Origin of the sequence: Micromonospora sp. NPDC049089, assembly GCF_040648775.1 — a bacterium.
Taxonomy (GTDB): Bacteria; Actinomycetota; Actinomycetes; order Mycobacteriales; family Micromonosporaceae; genus Micromonospora.
Map to the genome: position 1 here is coordinate 1 of NZ_JBEZEH010000071.1, position 23,428 is coordinate 23,428.

General features: G+C 70.2%; 23 protein-coding genes and 4 tRNA genes. 3 read left to right on the top strand and 24 right to left on the bottom strand.

The window, feature by feature from the left end; genetic code table 11:
• Positions 1–113: 113 nt before the first annotated feature.
• The 12 genes from rplA to AB0B48_RS14645 all read right to left on the bottom strand — a co-directional run bounded on the left by rplA (position 114) and on the right by AB0B48_RS14645 (position 7,356).
• Positions 114–830: a 50S ribosomal protein L1 gene (rplA, locus tag AB0B48_RS14590; protein WP_091402424.1), complete on the bottom strand. Its 717-nt coding sequence runs from the start codon at positions 828–830 to the stop codon at positions 114–116.
• A 78-nt stretch (positions 831–908) separates the two neighbouring features.
• Positions 909–1,340 carry a 50S ribosomal protein L11 gene (gene rplK / locus AB0B48_RS14595; RefSeq protein ID WP_124820953.1) on the bottom strand — a complete coding sequence of 144 codons (432 nt, stop codon included), beginning with the start codon at positions 1,338–1,340 and terminating at the stop codon, positions 909–911.
• Positions 1,341–1,526: 186 nt separating this feature from the next.
• Positions 1,527–2,249: a transcription termination/antitermination protein NusG gene (gene nusG, locus AB0B48_RS14600; protein ID WP_112584800.1), complete on the bottom strand. Its 723-nt coding sequence runs from the start codon at positions 2,247–2,249 to the stop codon at positions 1,527–1,529.
• Between the two features lie 38 nt (positions 2,250–2,287).
• Entirely contained in the window at positions 2,288–2,677 is a 390-nt protein-coding gene (gene secE / locus AB0B48_RS14605; RefSeq protein ID WP_091403530.1) for a preprotein translocase subunit SecE, read from the bottom strand.
• Between the two features lie 213 nt (positions 2,678–2,890).
• Positions 2,891–2,963 (bottom strand) — tRNA-Trp (locus AB0B48_RS14610).
• Between the two features lie 129 nt (positions 2,964–3,092).
• Positions 3,093–3,485: a MaoC family dehydratase gene (locus AB0B48_RS14615; RefSeq protein WP_357200927.1), complete on the bottom strand. Its 393-nt coding sequence runs from the start codon at positions 3,483–3,485 to the stop codon at positions 3,093–3,095.
• 1 nt (position 3,486) lies between these two features.
• Positions 3,487–3,933: a MaoC family dehydratase N-terminal domain-containing protein gene (locus tag AB0B48_RS14620; RefSeq protein WP_357200930.1), complete on the bottom strand. Its 447-nt coding sequence runs from the start codon at positions 3,931–3,933 to the stop codon at positions 3,487–3,489.
• Positions 3,934–4,059: 126 nt separating this feature from the next.
• Positions 4,060–4,227 carry a 50S ribosomal protein L33 gene (gene rpmG, locus AB0B48_RS14625; RefSeq protein WP_007073056.1) on the bottom strand — a complete coding sequence of 56 codons (168 nt, stop codon included), beginning with the start codon at positions 4,225–4,227 and terminating at the stop codon, positions 4,060–4,062.
• Positions 4,228–4,359: 132 nt separating this feature from the next.
• Positions 4,360–4,432 (bottom strand) — tRNA-Met (locus AB0B48_RS14630).
• 24 nt (positions 4,433–4,456) lie between these two features.
• Positions 4,457–4,529 (bottom strand) — tRNA-Thr (locus AB0B48_RS14635).
• Between the two features lie 93 nt (positions 4,530–4,622).
• Positions 4,623–7,148 (bottom strand): bifunctional diguanylate cyclase/phosphodiesterase, encoded by a 2,526-nt coding sequence (locus AB0B48_RS14640; RefSeq protein ID WP_357200933.1) that lies wholly within the window; start codon positions 7,146–7,148, stop codon positions 4,623–4,625.
• A 40-nt stretch (positions 7,149–7,188) separates the two neighbouring features.
• Entirely contained in the window at positions 7,189–7,356 is a 168-nt protein-coding gene (locus AB0B48_RS14645; protein WP_357200936.1) for a hypothetical protein, read from the bottom strand.
• Positions 7,357–8,243: 887 nt separating this feature from the next.
• Between AB0B48_RS14645 and AB0B48_RS14650 the strand changes: the two genes are divergently transcribed.
• Entirely contained in the window at positions 8,244–9,176 is a 933-nt protein-coding gene (locus AB0B48_RS14650; RefSeq protein WP_357200939.1) for a hypothetical protein, read from the top strand.
• Between the two features lie 272 nt (positions 9,177–9,448).
• Here the strand turns inward: AB0B48_RS14650 and AB0B48_RS14655 are convergent, their stop codons facing one another.
• Together AB0B48_RS14655 and AB0B48_RS14660 are read right to left on the bottom strand one after the other, a co-directional pair.
• Positions 9,449–9,580 (bottom strand): hypothetical protein, encoded by a 132-nt coding sequence (locus AB0B48_RS14655; protein WP_357200942.1) that lies wholly within the window; start codon positions 9,578–9,580, stop codon positions 9,449–9,451.
• Between the two features lie 739 nt (positions 9,581–10,319).
• Positions 10,320–10,403: transfer RNA gene (locus AB0B48_RS14660), tRNA-Tyr, on the bottom strand.
• Between the two features lie 147 nt (positions 10,404–10,550).
• On the opposite strand from AB0B48_RS14660, the gene AB0B48_RS14665 reads away from it, so the two are divergent.
• The gene (locus tag AB0B48_RS14665) at positions 10,551–11,045 is read left to right on the top strand and encodes a YajQ family cyclic di-GMP-binding protein (RefSeq protein WP_091402478.1); all 495 of its coding nucleotides are present in this window, start codon (positions 10,551–10,553) and stop codon (positions 11,043–11,045) included.
• A gap of 315 nt (positions 11,046–11,360) precedes the next feature.
• Here the strand turns inward: AB0B48_RS14665 and AB0B48_RS14670 are convergent, their stop codons facing one another.
• From AB0B48_RS14670 to AB0B48_RS14710, 9 genes are all read right to left on the bottom strand, one after another.
• Positions 11,361–12,620, bottom strand: coding sequence for an MFS transporter (locus AB0B48_RS14670; protein WP_357200946.1), 1,260 nt, complete (start codon positions 12,618–12,620; stop codon positions 11,361–11,363).
• 138 nt (positions 12,621–12,758) lie between these two features.
• The gene (htpX, locus tag AB0B48_RS14675) at positions 12,759–13,634 is read right to left on the bottom strand and encodes a zinc metalloprotease HtpX (protein WP_124858758.1); all 876 of its coding nucleotides are present in this window, start codon (positions 13,632–13,634) and stop codon (positions 12,759–12,761) included.
• 116 nt (positions 13,635–13,750) lie between these two features.
• Complete coding sequence (locus tag AB0B48_RS14680) at positions 13,751–15,238, bottom strand: proton-conducting transporter membrane subunit (protein ID WP_357200950.1); 1,488 nt, start codon at positions 15,236–15,238, stop codon at positions 13,751–13,753.
• Positions 15,239–15,352: 114 nt separating this feature from the next.
• A complete protein-coding gene (locus tag AB0B48_RS14685) occupies positions 15,353–16,861 on the bottom strand; it encodes an NADH-quinone oxidoreductase subunit M (RefSeq protein WP_357200953.1) in 1,509 nt (502 codons plus the stop codon).
• Positions 16,862–16,916: 55 nt separating this feature from the next.
• On the bottom strand, positions 16,917–18,848 hold the full coding sequence (locus tag AB0B48_RS14690; RefSeq protein WP_357200956.1) for an NADH-quinone oxidoreductase subunit L: 1,932 nt from the start codon (positions 18,846–18,848) through the stop codon (positions 16,917–16,919).
• Positions 18,845–19,207 carry an NADH-quinone oxidoreductase subunit NuoK gene (nuoK, locus tag AB0B48_RS14695; RefSeq protein ID WP_355005688.1) on the bottom strand — a complete coding sequence of 121 codons (363 nt, stop codon included), beginning with the start codon at positions 19,205–19,207 and terminating at the stop codon, positions 18,845–18,847. Before nuoK ends, AB0B48_RS14690 begins: the two co-directional genes overlap by 4 nt.
• A complete protein-coding gene (locus AB0B48_RS14700; RefSeq protein WP_357200960.1) occupies positions 19,204–19,758 on the bottom strand; it encodes an NADH-quinone oxidoreductase subunit J in 555 nt (184 codons plus the stop codon). The genes nuoK and AB0B48_RS14700 overlap by 4 nt, the downstream gene beginning before the upstream one ends.
• Positions 19,759–19,783: 25 nt before the next feature.
• Positions 19,784–20,380, bottom strand: a complete 597-nt coding sequence (locus tag AB0B48_RS14705; protein ID WP_355005690.1) for an NADH-quinone oxidoreductase subunit I — start codon at positions 20,378–20,380, stop codon at positions 19,784–19,786.
• A 103-nt stretch (positions 20,381–20,483) separates the two neighbouring features.
• Complete coding sequence (locus tag AB0B48_RS14710) at positions 20,484–20,912, bottom strand: ester cyclase (protein WP_357200964.1); 429 nt, start codon at positions 20,910–20,912, stop codon at positions 20,484–20,486.
• 81 nt (positions 20,913–20,993) lie between these two features.
• Here AB0B48_RS14710 and AB0B48_RS14715 point away from each other — a divergent pair, with 81 nt between their 5' ends.
• Positions 20,994–22,013, top strand: a complete 1,020-nt coding sequence (locus tag AB0B48_RS14715) for a glutathione S-transferase C-terminal domain-containing protein (protein ID WP_357200967.1) — start codon at positions 20,994–20,996, stop codon at positions 22,011–22,013.
• A gap of 289 nt (positions 22,014–22,302) precedes the next feature.
• On the opposite strand, the gene AB0B48_RS14720 is transcribed toward AB0B48_RS14715, so the two are convergent.
• Complete coding sequence (locus AB0B48_RS14720) at positions 22,303–23,265, bottom strand: complex I subunit 1 family protein (RefSeq protein WP_355005693.1); 963 nt, start codon at positions 23,263–23,265, stop codon at positions 22,303–22,305.
• Positions 23,266–23,428 lie beyond the last annotated feature (163 nt).

The following is a 23,428-nucleotide window of genomic DNA, read 5'->3' on the forward strand; positions in this document are numbered from 1 at the left end:
GATGACCCCAACCCACTCTACACCCCCCCGATTGCGCCCCCCCCACCCACCCCACCACCGCCCCGGCGCCCCGCCCGGCGGTCGCGGGCCCCCCGGCGGAGCGAACTGTCGACTCAGGCGTCGGCCTGGTCCTCCCGAAGGTTCTTCACCAGGTTCGGGTCGACCGGGACACCCGGGCCCATCGTGGTGGTCAGGATGACCTTGCGGAGGTACTTGCCCTTGGCCGCGGACGGCTTGGCACGCAGCACCTCGTCGAGCACCGCAGCGTAGTTGTCCACCAGCTGGGTCTCCGTGAAGGAGGCCTTGCCGATGATCAGGTGCAGGTTGGAGTGCTTGTCCACCCGGAAGGTGATCTTGCCGCCCTTGATGTCCTGCACCGCCTTGGTGACGTCCATGGTCACCGTGCCGGTCTTCGGGTTCGGCATGAGACCGCGCGGGCCCAGGATCCGCGCGATCCGGCCGATCTTGGCCATCTGGTCCGGCGTGGCGATCGCCGCGTCGAAGTCGAGCCAACCACCCTGGATGCGGGCGACCAGCTCGTCGGTGCCCACCTCGTCCGCACCCGCGGCGGCGGCCTCTTCGGCCTTCGCGCCGCTGGCGAACACGATCACGCGGGCGGTCTTACCGGTGCCGTGCGGCAGGTTGACCGTGCCGCGGACCATCTGGTCCGCCTTGCGGGGGTCGACGCCGAGGCGCATGGCGACCTCGACCGTGGCGTCGAACTTGACGTTGGTGGTCTCCTTGGCCAGCTTCACGGCCTCGGTGGGGGTGTAGAGCTTCGACCGGTCGATGACGTCGGCGGCCTTGCGGTAGCTCTTGCTGCGCTGCATTGCTGATTACTCCTGTGGTCTCTGGCGGGCCGCTCGGCGCGAGCCCTCCCACGGTCGGAACGAAGGTCGGGGCCGACGTCAGTCGTTGACGGTGATGCCCATCGACCGGGCGGTGCCGGCGATGATCTTCTCGGCCTGGGCGATGTCGTTGGCGTTGAGATCGGCCATCTTCTTCTCGGCGATCTCACGCAGCTGGGCGCGGCTGACCGACCCGACCTTCTCGGACTGCGGAACACCCGAGCCCTTCTGCACACCGGCGGCCTTGATCAGCAGCCGGGCGGCGGGCGGGGTCTTCAGCACGAACGTGAAGGACCGGTCCTCGTACACGCTGATCTCGGCGGGGACGATGTCGCCCCGCTGAGACTCGGTCTGCGCGTTGTAGGACTTGCAGAACTCCATGATGTTCACGCCGTGCTGGCCGAGCGCGGGGCCGACCGGCGGCGCCGGCGTGGCCTGGCCCGCCGGCAACTGAAGCGTGAACGTCTTGACGAGCTTCTTCTTCGGAGGCATGTCACTTCCTGGGGCTTGGAACTGGGAAAATGCGGCTGTCGCCGCCCTCGGGCGCGCACGGTCAGCGCGGTGCGACAGCGGCGACATTCAAGAGTAGCGCAGGCCGCAGCCCACTCGTCCGCCGAGGTCGAGCGAGAGCGCGTACGCCGACGTCGGCGGCGGGCTGGGCCCGCCGCCGACGACCAATCAGATCTTGGCGACCTGGTTGAAGTTGAGCTCCACCGGAGTCTCACGACCGAAGATCGACACCAGCACCTTGAGCTTCTGCTGGTCGGCGTTGATCTCGCTGATCGTGGCCGGCAGCGACGCGAACGCGCCGTCGGTGACGGTGACGGAGTCGCCCACCTCGAAGTCGAGGACCTTGATCTCCGGCTTCGCCTTCTTCTGCTCGGTCTCGACAGCCGGCGCCAGCCACTTCAGCACCTCGTCGAGCGAGAGCGGAGCCGGCCGGTCGGCCCGGTCGGTCGCGCCGACGAAGCCGGTCACACCCGGGGTGTTCCGGACGCAGGAGTACGACTCGGCGGTCAGCTCCATCCGGACCAGGATGTAACCCGGGAAGACCTTGGCCTGGATCTGCGAACGCTTACCGTTCTTGACCTCGACCTCTTCCCGGGTCGGCACCTCGACCTGGTAGATGAAGTCCTCCATGTCGAGGCTCGTGATCCGGGTCTCGAGGTTGGTCTTGACCTTGTTCTCGTAGCCGGCGTACGAGTGCACCACGTACCAGTCACCCGGCGCGTAGCGAAGCTTCTGCCTCAGCTCCGCGACGGGGTCGTAGTCCTCGTCCGGTGCGGGCTCGGTCGTAGGGAACTCCGGCTCGCTGGCGGCCTCGACCGACTCGTCACCAGCCGCCGTCGCGACCGTGGACTGCTCGTCCACCGGTCCGGCGGTCTCGTCGTACTCAGGCACGCTCGCTCACTTCCGTCACTATGGCTGGAGGCAGCCGGTCAGTCCGAGTTGCCAAAGACAAACAACACGACCTTGGCGAAGCCGAAGTCCAGCACACCCACGATCGTCAGCATCACCGCGACGAACGCCACCACCACGGCGGTGTAGGTCAGCAACTCCTTGCGGGTCGGCCAGATGACCTTACGCAGTTCAGCTACGACCTCGCGGAAGAACCGGGCGATGCGGCCGAAGACGCCCACCCGACCCGTTTCCGACCGCGTGGTCGGCCGGCTGTCCGCCGACTCCGCCCGGGCACGGGACCGCGTGGCGGTGCCTCCCCGGGAAACCGGCTCGTCCGCGCCGGAGGCGTCGTCGTCGGCCACGTCGTCGACGACCTCGTCGTCCAGACGATCGTCGCCGTCGTCGTCGCGCCGCTTGTTGTCGGCCACTTCGCCCTCCGTCGCGGAATCTGGGGTCGTACGCCGAGTGGCGCACGCGGCGCTGGTCACGCCGGCCGGACCCAACCGTCCCGCGACGGGCCGCGGCCGGTGGATCACCCGGAGGGCCCCGATTGCCTCGGAGCCACCCCGCCGATGCCACCACCACGGGCCGGACGCCGCCAGGTGGCGGCGCGGCCCACGGGAACGGTCAGGCCTGAGGCGCAGGGGTGACAGGACTTGAACCTGCAGCCTGCGGTTTTGGAGACCGCTGCTCTGCCAATTGAGCTACACCCCTATGTGGCAACACTCGCCCCACGCGGCCACAGACGACCGAGCAGGGGTCACTTGCCCCACGGCGGACCAGTGTACGGGTAGCCGCCCGACTTTCCCAACCGGTCTCTCCGCCACGCGTGGCGGGCTCGGTTCAGCCTGCCGTCCGGATGGTTGCCCGCGCCTGCGACAGCACCTTCTCACCCAGGCAGGTGGCGGTCACCTCGAGCCGCGTGAGACCGTCCTCGGTCACCTCGCGGACCCGCGCGGTCACCTCGATCTCGGTCCCCTGGTCATCGTCGGGGACCACAACGGGCCGGGTGAAACGCACGCCGTACTCGACCACCGCGTCCGGCGACCCGGCCCACTCGGTGACCGCCCGCCCGACCAGGGCCATGGTGAACATGCCGTGGGCGATCACCCCGGGCAGACCCACAGTGGTGGCGACCCGGTCGCTCCAGTGGATCGGGTTGAAGTCACCCGAGGCGCCGGCGTAGCGGACCAGGTCCGCGCGGGTCACCTGAAACGTCTGTGCTGGCAACTCCATCTCACGCCTCCCCGCGAATGACATACCTGGCCCAGACCGCCACCACGGGTTCCCCGCCAGCGGTGCTCACGTCGGTGCGCGTGGTCAGGAAGCCGTGCCCACCCCTGGTGCTGACGTCCTCGATGGTGTTGGTGCAGACCAGCTCGTCGCCGGCGACCACCGGCCGGGTGTACGCGAACCGCTGGTCACCGTGCACCAGGCGGCTGTAGTCGACACCCAGGGCCGGGTCCTCGATGATCTGGCTGCTCGCGGCCATCGTCACGATCACCGGGAAGGTCGGCGGGGCCACCACGTCGGGGTGGCCCAGCGCCCGCGCGGCCTCCGGGTCGTGGTGGGCCGGATCGGTGGCACCGATGGCGCTGGCGAACTCGCGGATCTTTTCTCGGCCCACCTGGTAGGGGGCGGTCGGCGGATACGTCCGGCCGACGAAGGAAGGGTCCAGAGGCATGCCGCGAACCTACACGGAAAGCCCAATCGCCGACCTGATCGGTAGGCGGCGGCGGAGCCGCACCAAACCGGTCAGATCGGCGATCGGAAAGCTTCGACAACGGCCGGCCCTGAGGCCGGCCAGCAGTCAGCGGGTCTCGCGGTGGACCGTGTGCCGACCGTCGCGCGGGCAGAACTTCTTCAGCTCGATGCGGTCGGGGTCGTTGCGCCGGTTCTTGCGCGTGATGTAGTTGCGCTCCTTGCACTCCACACACGCCAAAGTGATCTTCGGCCGGACATCGGTAGCCTTCGCCACGGCGGAGTGCCTTCCTCGCTAACGGAAACAACTACGACGCGCCAGCCTAGACGCTGACAGCGCGGACATGCAAAGTGGGCGCCGGAAGCGCCCATTCTTACGACCACCGGCAACGAGCCCGGAAGACGAGAGTAGCGGTGGCCGGACTTGAACCGGCGACACAGCGATTATGAGCCGCTTGCTCTACCATCTGAGCTACACCGCTGCGATGGGTCCAGCTGAACCCTCGAGCCCCCTTACGGAATCGAACCGTAGACCTTCTCCTTACCATGGAGACGCTCTGCCGACTGAGCTAAGGGGGCCTGCGCGATCTCCCCGTGGGGCGCGCAGGAGTAAGAGTACACGGCCCGGCTCGACAGGTGAAATCGGATCCCCGGTGATCGTCGGCGCCCTGCTCAGGGCACGACACGCAGGCGCGGAAGCTCCCCGTTGGCGACCGTCTCCGGCTCGACCTGGGCACCGAACCAGGCAGCCAAACGCTCGTACGGCAGCGGCCGGCTGAACAGGAAGCCCTGCCCGATCTCGCAGCCGATGTCCTGGAGAAGCTCCAGGGTCAGCTCGCTCTCCACCCCCTCGGCCACCACCGTCAGGCCGAACTGCTGGGAGAGGGTGACGACCGCGTTGACGATCGCCAGGTCCCCCGGGTCGGTCGCCATGCCCTGCACGAAGGAGCGGTCCACCTTCACCTCGTGCACCGGCAGCCGGCGCAGGTGCGCCAGAGACGAGTCACCAGTGCCGAAATCGTCCACCGACAGTCGTACGCCGAGATCCCGCAGCCGTTGCAGGGTGGGGATGGGCCGGTCCGTGCCGTCCAGCACCCCCGACTCGGTGATCTCCAGGGTGAGGCGCTGCGCCGGCACCTTGTACTCGGTCAACAACTCCTGGACCCGATCCGGGAAGTGTCGGTCGATGAGCGTACGGGCCGAGAGGTTGACCGCGATGGGCAGCGGCTGGTCGGCCAGCGCCCAGTCCCGGCTGCGCCGAAGGCCCTCCCGGAGCACCACCTCGGTGAGCCGGCTCAACTGGCCGGTGTGCTCGGCCACCGCCACGAAGTCCTCGGGCGCGACAGTGCCGTGCGCCGGGTGCTCCCAGCGCGCCAGACACTCCACACCCACCAGGCGCCGGTCCCGCAGAGTCACCTTGGGCTGGAAGTAGACCTCCAGCTCGTCATGGTCCAGTGCTCGGCGCAGATCGCCGGCCAGACCCAACCGGCGCAGCGAACGGGACTCCAGCGCGGGATTGAACAGCTGCACGCTGCCCGGTACCGACTTGGCCGCGGTGGCGGCGAGGTCGACCCGAAGCAGCAGGGTCGCCGCGTCGCTGCCATGATCCGGGTGTACGGCCACCCCGACGGCGGTGTCCACGTCGAGGGTGAGCGCGTCGAAGACCATCTCGTCGCGGATCTGGTCGCGCAGTTGGGCGGCCAACTCGACCGCCGCCTCGGCGCTCTCCAACCGCAACGTCACCAGGAACTCGTCCCCACCGGCACGGCCAACCAGAGCCGACGACGGCGCGCTGGCCCGCAACCGATTGGCGACCTCGGTGAGGACCTTGTCCCCGGCCGCGTGCCCCAGGGACTCGTTGACCTGGCGCAGCCCGTCGACGTCGAAGAGCAGCAGCGCCACCACCTCGTCCGGCGCGCCGATCTTGACCGATTCGTCAAGAGCGCCGGTGATGCGCCGCCGGTTGGGCAACCCGGTCAACGTGTCGTGGTACGCGTCGTGCCGCAGCCGGTCGACCAGCCGCGAATTCTCCAACGCGACGGCCGCGTGCGCCGCCACCGTTTCCAGCACGGGCACATCGGCCTTGGTGAAGTGGCCGACGTCGCTGAGGCGGTTGACCACCTCCAACGTGCCGATCACCACCTTCCCCGACCGCAGCGGCACGACGATGACGTCCTTCACCTGACGGCCGGCGATCGCGCGACGCAACTCCGCATCGCCGCCGAGCAGCCGCCCGAGGGTGACGTTGTGGCCCGCCTCGAAAGCCCGCTCACGAATCACCACCGGGGTGGGCGCCACGTCGAGCAGCCCCCGGTCGTCCAGCCGTGCGGTCAGCAGCACCTCCGGATGCCGGCGCTGCGCCGGAAGCCAGAGGGTCGCGTACTCGGCCTGCATGAGGGTGCGGATCCGATCGAGCAGCACGTCCGCGAGCGCCCCCTCGTGGCCCGCGCTGGTCATCGCCCGGGTCAACTCGTACATGTCGCCGAGGGTCCGGTGCTGACGAAGGAACCGGGAGTACGCGCGGTAGAGCATGACGCCGGCGACGGTGATGGCCACCAGGAGCAACGTCGACCACAGTGTCGTCACCAGCGCGATCAGGATGAGCAGCCCCACCGCCACGTTCAGCGCGGTGGTGAGGAAGACCTGCACGGCCATCGCCGTCGTGCCCCGCAGCCCCTGCCAGCCCTGCAACAGGCTGATCACGCCGACGACCGAGGCCAAGCTGATCAGCGTGTTCGCGCTGACCGCGAGAAACAGGACCCCCCAGGTGGCGGGCCCAACCCCGTCGAGCGGCGGCGCCGCCACCACGACCACGCCCGCCACCGACACGCCGGCGGCATCCCGGGCGACGTTGAACCAGAACTTGGGGGGCAGGTAGCGACGGTGAGCCTGAGTGACCACCGCGGCGATCGTCGCGATCAGGACCACGAGCACCGGTGAGAGCCAGTACAGCCCCAGCACCAACGGGATCTCGGTGAGGGTGACCACGACGGCCTGACGTCGGACGACGAAGCTCAGAGTCGGTACGCCGGCCACCACCATCACAAGCACGAGCAACCCCGCAACCAGAAGGTCGCGGGGTTTTATGGTTTCAGTAACGGCTAGGAATGTGGTGATGAGGATAGCGAGAGAAGCCAGGGGGCCGGTGATCAGCCAGGCACGTTCCGTTGAACGGCGGGGGACGTTGTTGCCCGGCACGCTCGTGTCCCCTCATCGGTGGCGCTGAAGCGCGCCGACATCAACGCTCGTTGACAACGGCTCCCGCGCCACTGCTGCTGACCGGAGCACCCCACTCAACCCCTGTCGCCTGCATCTCACTGCTGACGACAACGCCCCCGACAGCGGACACGACAAGACCCATCGCCACGATCAGACCGAGCAGCCGGCCACGCGTTAGACCAGACATCGGAAACTCCTACCACCAAGGGTGTCAGAAAACTGCGTTCCCCGATGGTGCCACAGCGTTGGCAGGGGGGAAAGTTCCACGACGGCCCCGGGCTGCGGACGGGGAATTACGAACCGGTCGGCCTGTCCACCCACCACGTCTGGCCAGATCGTCTTACCGTCCGACCGATCGCCGCCCCTCAAGAAACGACAAGCCCCGCTAACAACTCCTATGCGGCTTAGCACTCCTACCGGACCTCGACCTGCTGTGCCGGCCAGTCGTACGACACTCGCCTTGCGGGCTGAACGCCCCGATCATGCGTGACTTTCCCGAAGCAGATTGTGACGCCTCACGCGGCAAACCGCAATCATCTATGCAACCAGCGCCGCCGCCACCCTGGGACCGCCCTCGGCGACACCCGCTCGCGGCGCGCAGACCGGCTACGGCGGGCAGGCCGGTCAGGTTGCGGCCCACGGCCACCGAAGATGGCAGCGCAGGACGCGAAGTGCCCGCCGCGGTCAACCTCATTGACGTACGCATGCCGGGGTAGGCAGCCTCGGCCCCGTTCCGCGGAGCGGCCCAGATCTCGCCGGGGAACGTGGTGAAGCGACCGGCACCGTGACCGGTGGCGGAGTCTGACCGGCCGCCTGGGCCGCTGCTTGAAACCGCTCCTGCTCCCAGTACCACCGGGCGGACGGGACGCCGGTACCGCTCAGCCAGTACAGCACCACGGTGTCGACAAGCGACTCGCAAGCGAAACCGCCCGCCGGTGCGTCACCGGACAATCATTCCGCTCGTGGGCAGGACGGCGGGGCAGTCGGCCATGTGACGGCACTCTGGCCGAGCGACAGGATCCGCCTAGCCTGTGCACAGGGTTCGCCCGGCAACGCTCCGAAGGGAGCCGTCCCATGCCATCCATCCTCGGCGCAGCTTTCCTCGCGGCCGCCTTGACGGCGGCACCAACCGCGTCCGCCGCCACCCCCGCCCCGGCGCCCGGCTACCGCCTGGTGGAGCTCGGCACCCTCGGCGGCGACAACAGCTTCGTCAGCGCCATGAACAACCGCGGCGACGTGGTCGGCCGCGCCCAAGCCGCCGACGGCAGCTACCGCGGGTTCCTCTGGCACCACGGCCGGATGACCGATCTCGGTGCCTTCACCCCGACCGACGTCAACGACCGCGGCCAGGTCGTCGGCTACCCCGCCGACGGCTCCGGCGGGTACGTCTGGGACCACGGTGTCGTGCGGCCGCTGGGTCCGTCCGCCCTACCCCTGGCGATCAACAACCGCGGCCAGGTTGTCGGCCGCACCGACGAAGGCCCCGTCCTGTGGACGAACGGCAGTGCCCGGTCCCTGCCTCTCACCGAAGTGTCCGACATCAACGAACACGGCCAGGTTTCAGGTGGGGTGTACCTGCCACCGGACGGCTTCCACGCCGTCCGATGGCACAGCGGCCGGGTCACCGACCTCGGCGCCGGCCCCTTCAACCGCAGCAACACGTACGCCCTCAACGACCGCGGCTGGGTGATCGGCTGGCAGTTCTCTGCTGACCAGTTTCCGCGCGGCATCCTCTGGCGACACGGCCGAGCCCTGGACGTCGGCACTCTCGGCGGCAACACCACCGAGCTGCGGGCGATCAACAACCGCGGCGAGATCCTGGCCACCTCCGCCGCCAGCGACGGAATCTCCCGGCCGGCCCTGTGGCGACGCGGCGTTCTGCACGACCTGAGCCTCGCCGGCATCAGCATGTACGGCGAGTTCGTCGGCCTCGATGACCGTGGTCGCATCGCCGCCTCGATCCGCACTGTCTCGGGTGTCAGAGCGGTCGTCTACCACCCGCGCTGACCGCTGGCTGCCTCGCAGGCTCGCCCTTTGACGTGGGGGGCCGTGCTGGCCGGCACGCTGGAAGCGCCAAGAGGCAGTCCTTGCGCCGCCGTCTTGGAGGATCATCGCCCGCAGGCTGCTCAGCGCAGGGCTTACGAAGGACTCCCCCGCCCCGTCGCCCTGATGCTCGACACGCCCGAGCGTCCACCCACACCAGAACCTGAATGTGGGAGGCTTGTGGGCCGGAGGAGCAGAATGAGTCGGCGAAAGAAGCGCGCCGTGAGCCCTGAGGTTCAGGCGGCGTTCATCACCGCGCGCGCAACCGAGGTCAGCGCCATGATCACTGCTAACGCCACCGTGGCCAGCGCAGGCATCAGTGCCAGCGGATCCCGCAGCGCAGCAAAGATCGCTGGGCTATTCAGCATGGGAGCCGCCGGCTTGGCCGGGGCCGTCGCCCTGGCGTTGGGTTCCGCTACGCCACCATCCGACCGTCCCAGCCGGGCAGGGGACGCAGGCGTGCAGCACCACGGACCGGACAGCCGCAATATCCATGCCGAGCAGCTACTTGATCAGCGGGAGCGCGAAGCTGTCCTGGTTCAGCTTCAATTCAGGGAAGCGCTAGAGGCAGACTGCACTCTCTACGAGTCTCATGACAATCGGGTGGTCTGTGTGAACCGGAAATCGGCAGCCCGCAACATGGTTCGGGCCCACCAAACACAGCTAGCGGCCCTGCGGCGTCTCCTGGGAGTTGCGTAGGCGTCACCCACGCCCCGAAAATTGACGCTGGCCGGTCCGGCTTCTTCGCCCTCTTCTTAGGCCGCTCGCGGTGGCCCTCGTCGGTGGACGCTCGTCTCGGCAGCTACCTGATACGACATCAGCTCGACCAAGGCGAACATGACGGGCGCGATGCCCCAGGTGTCACCCTCAGTCAACCAGCGCTCCCTGGTTGCGCGCCAGCGAGGTATCGCGGCGGAGATGAAGGAGCGGCGGTGTACCCACGGGATGCCGGGGCACGCTGCGGACAGCACTCGAGAACGATCCTTCGACCTGCCCACCATCTGTCCAACAACCAGTCGTCACCGGCTGGACCCAGCCGGACTCGGCTAGATCAATGACAACGGCCCCTGATCAGCATCTCTGCTGGTCAGGGGCCGTGTCTGCACCTGGTGGCGGGTAGAGGATTCGAACCTCTGAAGCTTTCGCGACGGATTTACAGTCCGCTCCCATTGGCCGCTCGGGCAACCCGCCAGGGCACCCCACCGCGTCGTAACGCGGCGGCGGAAGCAAGGATAGCGGCTCCCCCCGGCACCTACGCAACCGGGTACGGTCAGGGGGTCGTGCCGCTGGTCGGCGGCCGACGGCAGGCCCAGACCGCCGGACAGCAGGAGCAGAATCATGGCAGCGAACCCGTCGTTCGACATCGTGAGCAAGGTTGACCGTCAGGAGGTCGACAACGCCCTTCGTCAGGCGGAGAAGGAGCTTGCGACGCGGTTCGACTTCCGCGGCACCGGCGCTGAGATCTCCTGGTCTGGCGAGGAGGCGATCGGCCTTCAGGCGGAGACCGAGGAGCGCGTCCGCGCCGCGTTGGACGTGTTCAAGGAGAAGCTCGTCAAGCGGAACATCTCGCTGAAGTCGCTGGATGCTGGGGAGCCGCGCCCGTCGGGCAAGATCTTCAAGATCGACTGCAAGGTGATCCAGGGCATCGAGACGGACAAGGCCAAGGCCATCAGCAAGAAGATCCGCGAAGAGGGCCCCAAGGGCGTGCAGGCGCAGATCCAGGGCGACCAACTGCGGGTCACCGGCAAGAAGAGGGACGACCTCCAGGCCGTCATCTCGCTGCTCAAGGGCGAGGACTTCGGCGTCGCCCTCCAGTTCAACAACTACCGCTGACAGCTATCCGCAGCGATCCGGTCCCCGGCCACAGGGCGTCCAGCTGAGATCGACTCGGCTTCCTGGAAGTCGGGGCGTCCGGGCGACTGGGACACCGCGACTTTCAGGAACCCGAGTCGATCAAGGGCAACCCGACCACGACGCCAGCCGACCACGACGCGGACCGACCACGACGCCAGCCGACCACGACGCCGACCACGACGCGGACCGACCACGACGCGGACCGACCACGACGCGGACCGACCACGACGCGAGCCGACCACGACGCGAGCCGGCCAGCCGGCCAGCCAGCCAGCCAGCCAGCCAGCCAGTAGGTCAGACGGGGACGGGGTGTTCGGCGCGTACCGCGGTGGTTTCCGCGCGGGCGATGGGCCCGGCGGGTAGTGCGGCGACCGCCGCCCCGACGGCGACCGCCGCCCCGGCGAACAGGAACGCCCAGCGGACGCCACCGGCGTGGTCGACGATCACGCCGGCCACCGAGCCGCCGGCGGCGCTCGACGCCACAGCGACGGTGACCACCCAGGTGTACGCCTCGTTCAACATCCCGGTCGGGGCGATCCGGCCGACCAGGGTGTTCTCCAGGGTCAGCGCGGGCGCGATGGTGGCCCCGCCGGCGATCAGCGCGACACCCAGCGCGAGCGGGTTGGGCATCACCGCGAAGACGGCGAAGGTGGCGGCCAGCGCGGCGAGCAGCAGGGCGAACTGCCGGGTCATGTTCGGTGCCGGCTTGCGGACGCCGAACCAGAGCCCACCGATGGCGCTGCCGATCCCCCAGACGGCGAGCAGGACGCCGGCGAGGCTCTCCGGGTCGCCGGTGGCGTGGTCGCTCGCGAACGCCGGCACGATCACACCGGCGGCCCCGAAGGCGATGCCCAGGCCGGCGACGCAGATCAGCAGGGCCGGGAAGCCGGCGACCCGTAGCGGGCCGAGGCCGCGCGCGTGGTGTTCCTGCGGGTGCGGACGCCAGCCGCGCATGACCTGCCCGAGGGCCACGGTGGTCGTGCCGACCAGGGTGACCACTGCCGCACCGATCAGCGCGGCCGCCGCGTCGGCGACGAGGACGAAGCCGGCGACGAGCAGTGGGCCGAGGACGAAGACGATTTCGAACAGTGTGGTCTCGGCGGCCAGCGCGGTGTTGCGGAGGTGGTATCGGCCGGAGTTGGGGCCGGTCAGGTCGTTCCAGGCGCCTCGGATGGCGGCGCTGAGCGGCGGGTAGGTGGCGCCGGCAATGCCTGCGGCGAGGTAGATGACGGGGAGCGCGTCGTCGCCGGAGCGGCTGGCCAGCAGCAGCCCGATGAGTGCCAGCGGGTGGGCCACGGCGGTGAGCAGCAGGACGGGGCTGGGGCCGACCCGGTCGGCGATCCGCCCGGCGATCGGGCTGAGCGCGGCGCCGGCGAGGGCGTAGATGCCGCCGGCGATGGCGGCCAGCGAGTAGCGCCCGGTCACCTGCTCGACGACCAGGAGCAGCGCCAGCGGGGTCATGCCGATTCCGAGCCGCCCGATGATGCCGAAGATCAGCAGCATGGGCGCGCCGGGGATCCGCCAGACACCCAGGTACTGACGCAGCGCGGTCACCGTGAACCTCCCGAGGATGTAATGAGCGTAAGCCGTTATGACCCTAACGTCATCGCTCGGCCGGTAGACAACGGAAATACAGCACTCCGCCCGTACCCGGCGTGGCCAGGTACGGGCGGAGGCGGTGTTTTCAGCGGGTCAGCGCTGGAACTGGACCGGCCCCGAGTTGCGGGCCATCTGCTCCAGCCGGGCGACGCGGTCCTCCATCTTGGGGTGGGTGGAGAAGAGCGCCGCCATGCCGCCACCCCGGAACGGGTTGGCGATCATGAGGTGGGCGGTGCTGGTGAGCTGCCCCTGGGCCGGCAACGGCCGACGTCGGGCCACCGCGTCGATCTTGCGGAGCGCGCTGGCCAGGGCCAGCGGATCGCGGCTCAGCTCGGCGCCCGAGGCGTCCGCTTGGAACTCGCGGCTCCGGCTGATCGCCAACTGGATCACAGTGGCCGCGATCGGGCCCAGGATCAGGGTGAGCAGCAGCACAGCCGGGTTGGGTCGATCCTCGTCGTCCCCGCCGCCCAGCGGGATGAAGAAGGCGAGGTTCGCCAGCAGGGTGATGATGCTGGCCAGACCGGCCGCCACGCTGGAGATCAGGATGTCCCGGTTGTAGACGTGGGACAGCTCGTGCCCGATCACGCCGCGCAGCTCACGGTAGTCGAGGATCTCGGTGATGCCCTGGGTCACGCAGACGGCCGCGTGCTGCGGGTTGCGACCGGTGGCGAACGCGTTGGGCTGCGCGGTGGGGCTGACGTAGAGCCGCGGCATCGGCTGCCGGGCGTCGGTGGCCAACTCCCGGACCATCCGGTACAGCTCGGGGAACTGCGCCTCGGTGACCGGTTGCGCCCCCATCGAGCGCAGTGCGAGTTTGTCGGAGTAGAAGTAGGTGACGCCGTTCATGACCAGAGACACGACGACGGCGATGACCAGGCCGCCGCTGCCGCCGAACCAGTAGCCCACCGCCAGGATCAGGGCGCTGAGCAGGCCGAGCAGCGCTGCGGTCTTCAGACGGTTGTGGTGCACGATGTCTCCTTCGGTGCACGGATCGCCGGGATCCGCTGACCGGTTCAACAACCCGGTACCCGTCAACCATCCGTTACAACGCTGAGAGTTCACTGAGACCGAAGTCGCAGGTCAGGTCAACGGCCGGCCAGGTCGAGCACCAGCTGCGGGGCGACACCCAGCACCACGGCGGCCACCGTCGCCACCGCCAGCACCACCCCCACCACACCCACCACGGGTACGGCCGCGGCACCGCCCACGTTCGGGGCGGCGAGGGGCGTCGGTGCCCACAGCGCGGCGGTCACCCGCAGGTAGTAGGCGAGCCCGATCACGGCGTTCAACGCCACCACCAGCGCCAGCCAGGCGGCGCCACCGTCCAGCAGCGCCCGGACCACTGTCACCTTCGCGAACAGGCCAGCCAGCCCCGGCGGTAGACCGGCCAGACCCACCAGCGCGAGACCGAACGCCACAGCTCGCCACGGGTGCCGCCGGGCTGCCCCGCGCAGGTCGTCCAGCGTGCCGCCGTCTGCACCCGCCGGCCGCAGCGCGGTCAATCCGGCGAACGCCGCCAGCTCCAACACCACGAAGAAGACGGCGTACGCGATGGCCGCCGCGTACGCGGCGGACCGCGCCTCGTCCGTGCGTCCGGCGGCCAGCGCCAACGCCCCCAACGGGGCGAGGATGTACCCGGCCTGCGCGACGGACGACCAGGCGAGCAGCCGGACGGTCCGCCGCTGACGCAGGGCGACCAGGTTGCCGACGGTCATGGTGAGCACGGCGAGCAGGGCGAGCACCGGGCCGGTCTGGTCCGCCGGCAGCGCCCGTTGCACCACGGCGAGCAGGGCGACCAGGCCGCCCAGCTTCGACGCTGTGGACAGGTACGCGGCCACCGGCAGCGGCGCGCCGTCGTAGGTGGCCGGCGCCCAGGCATGGAACGGCACCGCCGCCACCTTGAAGGCCAGGCCGACCAGCAGCACCGCCACCGCGGCGGTGGTCAACGGCAGGTCCCGCAACTCTGGCTGCTCGGCGATCAACGCGCCGAGCCGGTCCAGGTGCAGCCCACCGGTCACCGCGTACAGCAGCGCCGCGCCGAGCAGGGTCAGCGTGGTCGCCACCACGCTGACCACGAAGAAGGTCAGCGCCGCCTCGGCGCTCGCGAGGCTGCCCCGGCGCAGGCCGACCAGCACGTACAGCGGCAGTGTCAGCGTCTCCAGCGCGACGATCAGCGTGATCAGGTCGCCGGCCGCACCGAGCACCACGCCGCCGGTCATCGAGCAGGCCAACAGGAAGGCGTACTCCCCGACCGGTGACCGCCCGGCCCGTAGCGCGGGCACCGACAGCCCGAGCACACCCACCGTGAGCAGCGCGACCACCACGGCGACCAGGGCCGCCCGACCGCCGAAGATCCAGGAGCAGTCGGCGCCCACGCAGAACGTCCGCCGCTCGGCACCCGCCCCGACCAGCGCGGAGCCGACGGCGGTGCCGAGCGCACCGAGCGCGGCCACGGCGAGGGTGGCCCGTGGCCGGGCCACGAGCAGATCGGTGATGAGCACGAGCACGGCCGTGCCGGCGGCCAGGTAGGCCGGCAGCAGCGCGACGCTGTCCACGCTCTGCACGACGTTCATCTGAGCCCGCCTTCGTTCGCGACTGCGGGGCTCCGCTCCGCTGCACTCCTCGCGCTCACCAGAGCCCGCCTTCGTTCACGACTGCGGGGCTCCGCTCCGCTGCACTCCTCACGCTCACCGGGAGACCACCCCGATCAGGGCGTCGACGGGAGCCTCGGCGACGCCGAGGACCAGCGTGGGTGCCAGCCCAATGGCCAACGCGAGCAGCACCAGCGGCACCCAGGCGGTCAACTCCGCACCGGCCAGGCCGGGGTTGACCCGACCGACGGCGGGGCTCGGCCGATTGTGGGTGACCTGGCGCAGCAACCGCAGGAAGTACGCGGCGGTGAGCGCCCCACCGACCGCCGCCAGCACCCCGAGGGTGGTCCAGAGCGGACCGCCCACCTGCACGGCGGCGATCACCGCGAACGCCTCGCCCCAGAAACCGGCCAGGCCGGGCAGGCCCAGCGACGCGATCGCCGCGAACGCGAGCAGACCCGCCAACCGGGGCGAGGTCTCCCGCAGCCCGGACAGCTCGGTGAGGGTGCCCGTGCCGGTACGGTCCTTCACCGCCCCGGCCAGGAAGAACAGCAGGCCGGTGATCACCCCGTGCGCGACGTTGCCGATCAACGCCGCCTGGATGCCGGTGGCGGTCAGCGTGGCGACGCCCAACAGCACGAAGCCCATGTGCCCCACGCTGGAGTACGCGATGAGCCGCTTCACGTCCGACTGGGCCAGGCAGACCAGCGAACCGATCAGGATCGCGGCGACGGCGAGCACGCCGAGCACCGGCGCTGCCCAACGGGCTCCCTCCGGTGCCACCCCCACCGCGACCCTGATCAGGCCGTACGTGCCCATCTTGAGCAGCACACCGGCCAACACGACACTGCCCACGGTGGGTGCCTGGGTGTGCGCGTCGGGCAGCCAGGAGTGCAACGGCCACAGCGGGCTCTTCACCGCGAACGCCAACGCGAGCAGAGTGAACGCGGCCAACTGGGTGCCCCGGGACATCCCCGCGCCACCGGTCAGCGTCACCATGTCGGCGGTGCCGGCGGCGGCGACCACGACGTACACGCCGACCAGCAGCAACACCGAGCCGAACAGCGTGTAAAGGGCGAACTTCCGGGCCGCCCGACGCCGGGCCGCGCCACCCCAGCCGGCGATGATCGCGTACATCGGCAGCAGGACGACCTCGAAGAAGAGGAAGAACAACACCAGGTCCAGGGCGAGGAAGGTGCCCAGGATGCCCACCTCGACCACCAGCAGCAGCGCGACGAGTGCCCGGCCGCTGCCGCCGTCCGGAACCCGCCACATCGTGTACGCGCAGCAGAGCAACGTGAGCAGCGCGGTCAACACCACCAGCGGCCAGGAGATGCCGTCGACGCCGAGGTGGAAGCGCAACTCCAGACCGGGCACCCAGGGCAGGTCCAGTTGGTGCCACGGGCGCACCGCCGGCTCGTCCGTCGACCAGGCGACCCAGCCCCGACCGCCGAACACGAGCGGCACCGCTGCCAGCAGGGTCAACGCCGCCGCGACAGTGCCGACCAGCCGGGCCGCCCGGTCCCGGGGCGTCGCCGCCACCGCGACCGCACCCAGCGCCGGCACCGCCAGCACCGCGACCAGCAACCCCTGCCCCAAGTTCACTGGACCGCCTCTGTTCGCGACTGCGGGGCTCGCAAACCCGGCTCACTCCTCGCGCTCACTGGACAACTCCCAACACGGCGGCGGCCAGGCCGATCAGCAGAGCACCGGCCAGTACGCCGGCGGCGGCCCGGGGCAGCGCCGCGCGGTGCAGCGCGGCCAGCCCCGCGCCCAGACCGGAAGCGGCTCGCCCACTGCCCTCGACCGCGCCGTCCACCACCACCTCGTCACCCGTGCGCGCGGCGCGGGCCAGCGCGCGGACGGGACGTACCACGAGGGTGCGCTGGACGTCGTCGAGCCGGAACGCGCGGGCGAAGACCGGCCGCAGCAGACCCAGCGCGGCGGCCGGGTCGGCGGCCGGGTCGCGCCGCCAGCCCAGCGTCACCAGCGCGGCGCCGAACAGCAGGAACGCGAGCGGCAGCAGCACCCCCGGCCCCAGGTGGACCAGGCCGTCCTCGGAGCCCGCCACCGGGACGGTGGGGAACCGCAGGCGGTCGGCGAAGGCCCCGACGAACCCGACCAGACCGAGCAGCGCAGCCGGCACGGCCAGCAGCAGCACCGGCCAGCGGAGGACGGCCGGCGGGTCGTGCGGCTGAACCAGGGGCAGGCGCGGGGCGCCGAAGAAGGCGCGCAACAGCAGCCGACCCGCGTACCAGGCGGTGACCGCCACGCCGATCAGCCCGGCGATCCAGACGATCCAGCCCACCCAGGACGGGGCCGGCCCGGTGCCCTCCAGCGCGGCCGACTCGGCGACCGACAGTACGCCGTCCTTGCTCCAGAAACCGGCCAACGGCGGCACCCCGGCCAACGCGCCAAGGCCCACCACAGTGCACCAGAACGTCACCGGCATGCTGCGCCGCAGCCCGCCCATCTCCGACATCAGCGTGGTGCCGACGGCGTGGATCACGGCACCGGCGGCGAGGAACAGCAGCGCCTTGAAGGCGGCGTGGGTGAGCAGGTGGAACAGTGCGGCCGACGGTGAACCGACCGCCAGCGCGCCGGTCATGTAACCCAACTGGGACACCGTCGACCAGGCCAGCACGCGTTTGATGTCGTCCTGGGCGGTGGCCGCGAGCGCGCCGAGCAGCAGCGTGATCGCGCCGAGCACCCCCAGCACCGTCAGCGTCACCGGCGCGGCCGTGAACAGCGGGTAGAGCCGGGCCACCGCGTACACACCGGCGGCGACCATCGTCGCCGCGTGGATCAACGCGGAGATCGGGGTCGGGCCGGCCATCGCGTCCGGCAACCAGGTGTGCAGCGGGAACTGCGCGCTCTTGCCGGCCACCCCGGCGAGCAGCAGCAGGCCGGCAGCGGTCAACGTCGCGCCGGAATGGTCGTGGGCGAGCACGTCGGCGATCCGGAAGCTGCCCGTCGACACACCCAGCAGCGCGATGCCGAGCAGGAACCCGACGTCACCGACCCGGGTCACCAGGAACGCCTTCATGGCGGCGGCGGGGGCGCCGGCCAGTCGGCGGTCGTGGGCGATGAGCAGGTACGAGCAGAGGCCCATCACCTCCCAGCCGACCAACAGCATGATCAGGTCGCCGGCGACCACCACCAGCAGCATGGCACCGGTGAAGAGGCTGATCTGGGCGGCGTAGGGCGGGTAGCGGTGGTCCACGTCGACGTCGTCGTGGGGACCGCGCCGCAGGTAGCCGATCGAGTAGACCTGCACGGCGAGGGCGACAGCGGTGACCGCCACCGCGACCAGCGCGGCGGCGCCGTCCAGCCGTACGCCGAGGGTCACCGCCAGCCCGCCGAAGTCGACCCAGGTGGCCGACGTCTCCGTCGGCCCGTCCACGGTGAACAGCAGAGCGACGGCCAACGCCAGCGCGCCGGCCGCACCGGTGACGCCGAGCGTCACGGCGGCCGAGCGGGCCCGGTCGCCGCCGGTCGCGCTGTCGCGTCGAGGGGCCGGTGGCAGCAGCAGACCGAGCAGCCCGGCGACCAGCGGTACGGCGGGCAGCAGCGCCCCGAGCAGCCCGGTCACCGGCCAACCTCCGAGTCTGCGACGACCGGCTCACGCCCGGCGGAGGGATCCGGCGACTCGGTCAACGGCACGTCATCCACCGCGACGGTCGCCCGCAATCGGTAGAGCTGAAGGACGATCGCCAGCCCCACCCCGATCTCGGCGGCGGCGAGGACGATGACGAACAGCGCGAAGACCTGCCCCGAGTGCGGGAGCACGGCGCGGGCCGTGGTGTCCGCGGTGACCAGGATCAGGTTGACAGCGTTGAGCATCAACTCGACCGACATCAGCACCAGCACCGCGTTGCGGCGGCGCAGTACGCCGTACACGCCGAGGCCGAACAGCAGCGCGGCGGTGACGTACGGGATGACCGGCCTCACCGGCGCCCCCCGGGCTCGCTGTCGACCAGGTCGCCTGCGTCGCGTTGCGGGGCGGCACGGCCGATGTCCGGCCGGGACAGCACGATCGCGCCCACCAGCGCGGAGAGCAGCAGCACCGACAGCACCTCGAACGGCAGCACCCAGGACTGGAAGATCTGCTCGCCCAGCCGCTCGGCGGTGCCGGCGTCAGGCAACGTGACTGTGCTCCACCGGTACGCGTCGACCAGCAGCGCGGTCAGCCCCAGCCCGGCGCCGCCACCGATCAGCGCGGCCGGCCAGCCCGGCCGGTCCAGGTCGTCGGAAGCGCCGATCGGGGCTCGGGTCAGCATCACCGCGAACAGCAGCAGGACCACCACCGCGCCCACGTAGATCAGCACCTGCACCCAGGCCACCAGCTCGGCGCTGAGCACCAGGAAGTCACCGGCCAACGCACCCAGGCACACCACCAGGTAGAGCCCGGCCCGGACCAGGTGTTTCGTGGTCACCACCAGCACACCGGCGCCGACCGCCACCGCGCCGAGGGCGAGCAGCAGGACATCCGCGCCGGTCACCGGAGCGCCCTTCCGGCCCGGGCGCTCACGACGCCGGGTCCTGGTCGGCGTCGGAGCGTACCGCCGGCGGAGCGGGACGTGCGGCGGCCGCCTTGCGCGCGGCGGAGGTCTCCTCCTTGGCCGGCTCGCCGTTCGGGTCGTGCGCGGGCGGCGGCGGAACGGTGGCCATCCACTGACCGAGGTGGTCCTTGTCGTGCAGCAGGTCCTTGATGTCGTACTCGGCGTACTCGAACTCCGGCGACCAGTAGAGCGCGTCGAACGGGCAGACCTCGATGCAGATGCCGCAGTACATGCAGAGCGAGAAGTCGATGTCGAACTTGTCGAGCACGTTGCGCTGGCGGGGGCGGGCGGCGCCGGGCACCACCACCTCCTCCTTGTGCGAGTCGATGTAGATGCACCAGTCCGGACACTCCCGGGCGCAGAGCATGCAGACCGTGCAGTTCTCCTCCGACAACGCGATCACGCCACGCGAACGGGGCGGCAGCTCAGGGGCCACATCGGGGTACTGCTGAGTGGTCGACCGGCTGGTCATCGTCTTGAGGGTGACCGCCAGCCCCTTCACCAGGCCCGCGCCGGGGAGGCCGCGCTCGCTGGTGTCGCCGCGCTCGCTGGGGTCGCTCATGTCGACCATCCTGCCCTGTGGCCACTGCGCGCGCGACCACCACCCACAGGTCGACGACCTCAGGGCTCACCCGAGGAGCACGGTCACCTGCGGAACAGCCGGATCACGCCCCGGGTCCGCCGACGACAGCCGGTGGGAGCATCTCGACACCGAGTTGTTGCAACAACTGGAACAACTCGTTGCAGCTCCACACCTCTACGATCCGGCCCGCGGTGTCGAAGCGCAGGAACGTCGCCCCCGAGTAGCTGACCACCTGCCCGGTCGGCGGCACCGGCCCGAACTGCCCGGCGTGGGTGCCCGCGGCCCGCCAGTGCACCGCGACCCGCTCGCCGGCCGCGACCACGTCGACAATCTTGTAGCGGAGGTCCGGGAAGGCCGCCCGACGCTCGCGGTGCCAGGCCAACGTCGCCTCCGGCCCGGTGCCGCCCAGTCCCGGGCACTCCTCGGCGACCAGCTCGTACGCCGACTCCTCCTGGCGGGCATTCCACACATGGGCGATGAACCGCCGGGCCGCCGCCTCCACATCCGTCATGCCGGCAGGGTATCCGGACCACTGTGCGCCGTAGATCCGCGAGGATTGGGTAGAGACAACAGACCAGACCGGGAGGGCGACGTGGGCGAGGAAAAAGGCGGCAAGTACGTCGAGCCGGGCGGCGAGTTCACCCGCGACCAGCGGTACATCGCCACCCGGATCACCGAGGACGGGCGCGACGGATACCCGGTCGAGCCCGGCCGGTACCGGCTGGCGGTCAGCCGGGCCTGCCCGTGGGCCAACCGACTGATCATCGTGCGGCGGTTGCTCGGCCTGGAGGACGCCCTCTCGATGGCGGTGGCCGGCCCGACCCACGACGCCCGGAGCTGGACCTTCGACCTCGACCCCGACGGCCGGGACCCGGTACTCGGCATCGAGCGCATCCAGGAGGCGTACTTCAAGCGCTTCCCCGGCTACGAACGCGGCATCACAGTGCCGGCGATCGTCGACGTGCCAACCGGGCAGGTGGTGACCAACGACTACGCGCAGATGAGCCTGGACCTGTCCACGCAGTGGAGGGCGTACCACCGCGAGGGCGCACCGCAGCTCTACCCCGAGCACCTGCGGGAGCAGATCGACGAGGTCAACGCCGTGGTGTTCCGGGACGTCAACAACGGCGTCTACCGGTGCGGGTTCGCTGGCAACCAGGAGGCGTACGACAAGGCGTACCACCAGCTCTTCGACCGGCTGGACTGGCTCACCGAGCGGTTGACCGACCAGCGCTACCTGGTCGGCGACACCATCACCGAGGCCGACGTGCGGCTGTTCACCACGCTGGTCCGCTTCGACCCGGTCTACCACGGCCACTTCAAGTGCAACCGGCAGAAGCTCAGCGAGATGCCGGTGCTGTGGGCGTACGCCCGGGACCTGTTCCAGACTCCCGGTTTCGGCGACACCATCGACTTCGACCACATCAAGCGGCACTACTACGAGGTGCACCGCGACATCAACCCGACCGGGATCGTGCCGCTCGGCCCGGACCTGTCCAACTGGCTCACCCCACACGGTCGGGAAGCGCTGGGCGGCCGCCCCTTCGGCGACGGCACCCCACCCCCACCCCCGGTCGAGCCCGTTAACCCCGCCCACACCCCGCTGCCCTAAACAGCAACCCTCGCCCCCGCCCCGCGCCCGCGCGCCCGCGCGCCCGCCGCGCCCGCCCCGCCTGCGCCGCCGATCTTGCAGTTTCGGTTGCCGGTTCGAGCAATTTGCCCCTTCTGTCGGCACAGTAAGTGCAAGATCGCGGGTCGATGACCTCTCGACCCTGTCGATCATGGAGTTGTGGTGCCTGGACTACTCCTGTACGGGTGCTTTGTCACCCACCACAACTCCATGATCGACGCAGCAGGTGCGGCGGGGCCGCGTGGCCGGGGTGAGGCCGGGCGGGGTGGGGTTACAGCGCTATGCGGACGGCTGCGGTCAGGACCAGTTGCGCCAGCGCGGCCGGGACCAGGACCAGCCAGCAGAGGCGTTGGAGTTGGTCCTCGCGTAGCCGGGGGTAGGAAACCCGAAGCCAGATGATCACGAAGGAGACCGCGAAGATCTTGAGCAGCGTCCAGAGCCAGCCCAACTGGTCGTCGGCGAACGGGCCCTGCCAACCACCCAGGAACAGCACAGTGGTCAGCGCGGCGATGACCACGATGCCGACGTACTCGGCGAGCAGGAAGAACGCGAACCGCAGACCGGTGTACTCGGTCATGTAGCCGAAGACCAGCTCCGAGTCGGCCACCGGCATGTCGAACGGTGGTCGACGGATCTCGGCCAGCCCGGCGACGAAAAAGATGATCATCGCGGGTGCCTGCCAGAGCAGCCACCACGGCTGCCACGCCTCGACGATGCCCGACAGGCTGAGCGTGCCGGCTGCCATCGCCACCGACGCGGCGGCCAGCACCAGCGGCAGCTCGTAACCGAGCAGCTGGGCCGCCCCGCGCAACCCGCCCAGCAGGCTGTACTTGTTGGCCGACGCCCACGCCGACATCAGCACCGCCACCACCCCGACGCCGACCACGGCCAGCACGAAGAAGAGGCCGATGTCCAATGGTTGCCCGACCAGGTCGTTCGGACCGAGCGGAATGACGAGCAACACCAGCAGGTAGGGCACCAGGGCCACCGCCGGCGCCAACCGGAACACCGCCCGGTCCGCCTCGCGCGGGGTGATGTCCTCCTTCTGCACGAACTTGACCCCGTCGGCCACGAGCTGCGCCCAGCCGTGGAAGCCGCCCGCGTACATCGGGCCGAGCCGACCCTGCATGTGCGCCATCACCTTGTGCTCGGCCTGGCCGACAAGCAATGGCAGGGTGAGGAAAGCGACCACCACGCCGCCGATCCGGAGCACCAACTCCACCCAGAGCGGCATCAGGCCGTACCCCCGTCGTGGTCGCTCCGGCCGTCGCGGCCCGGCGGGTCCGCGACCGGCTCGCCATCCAACGCGGCCGAGCCCTCGCCGGGCTTGTCCGATGCGGCCGCGCTGGACGCGACGTGGCCGATCTCGTCGACGCCGGGCACGTGCTCGGTGGCCG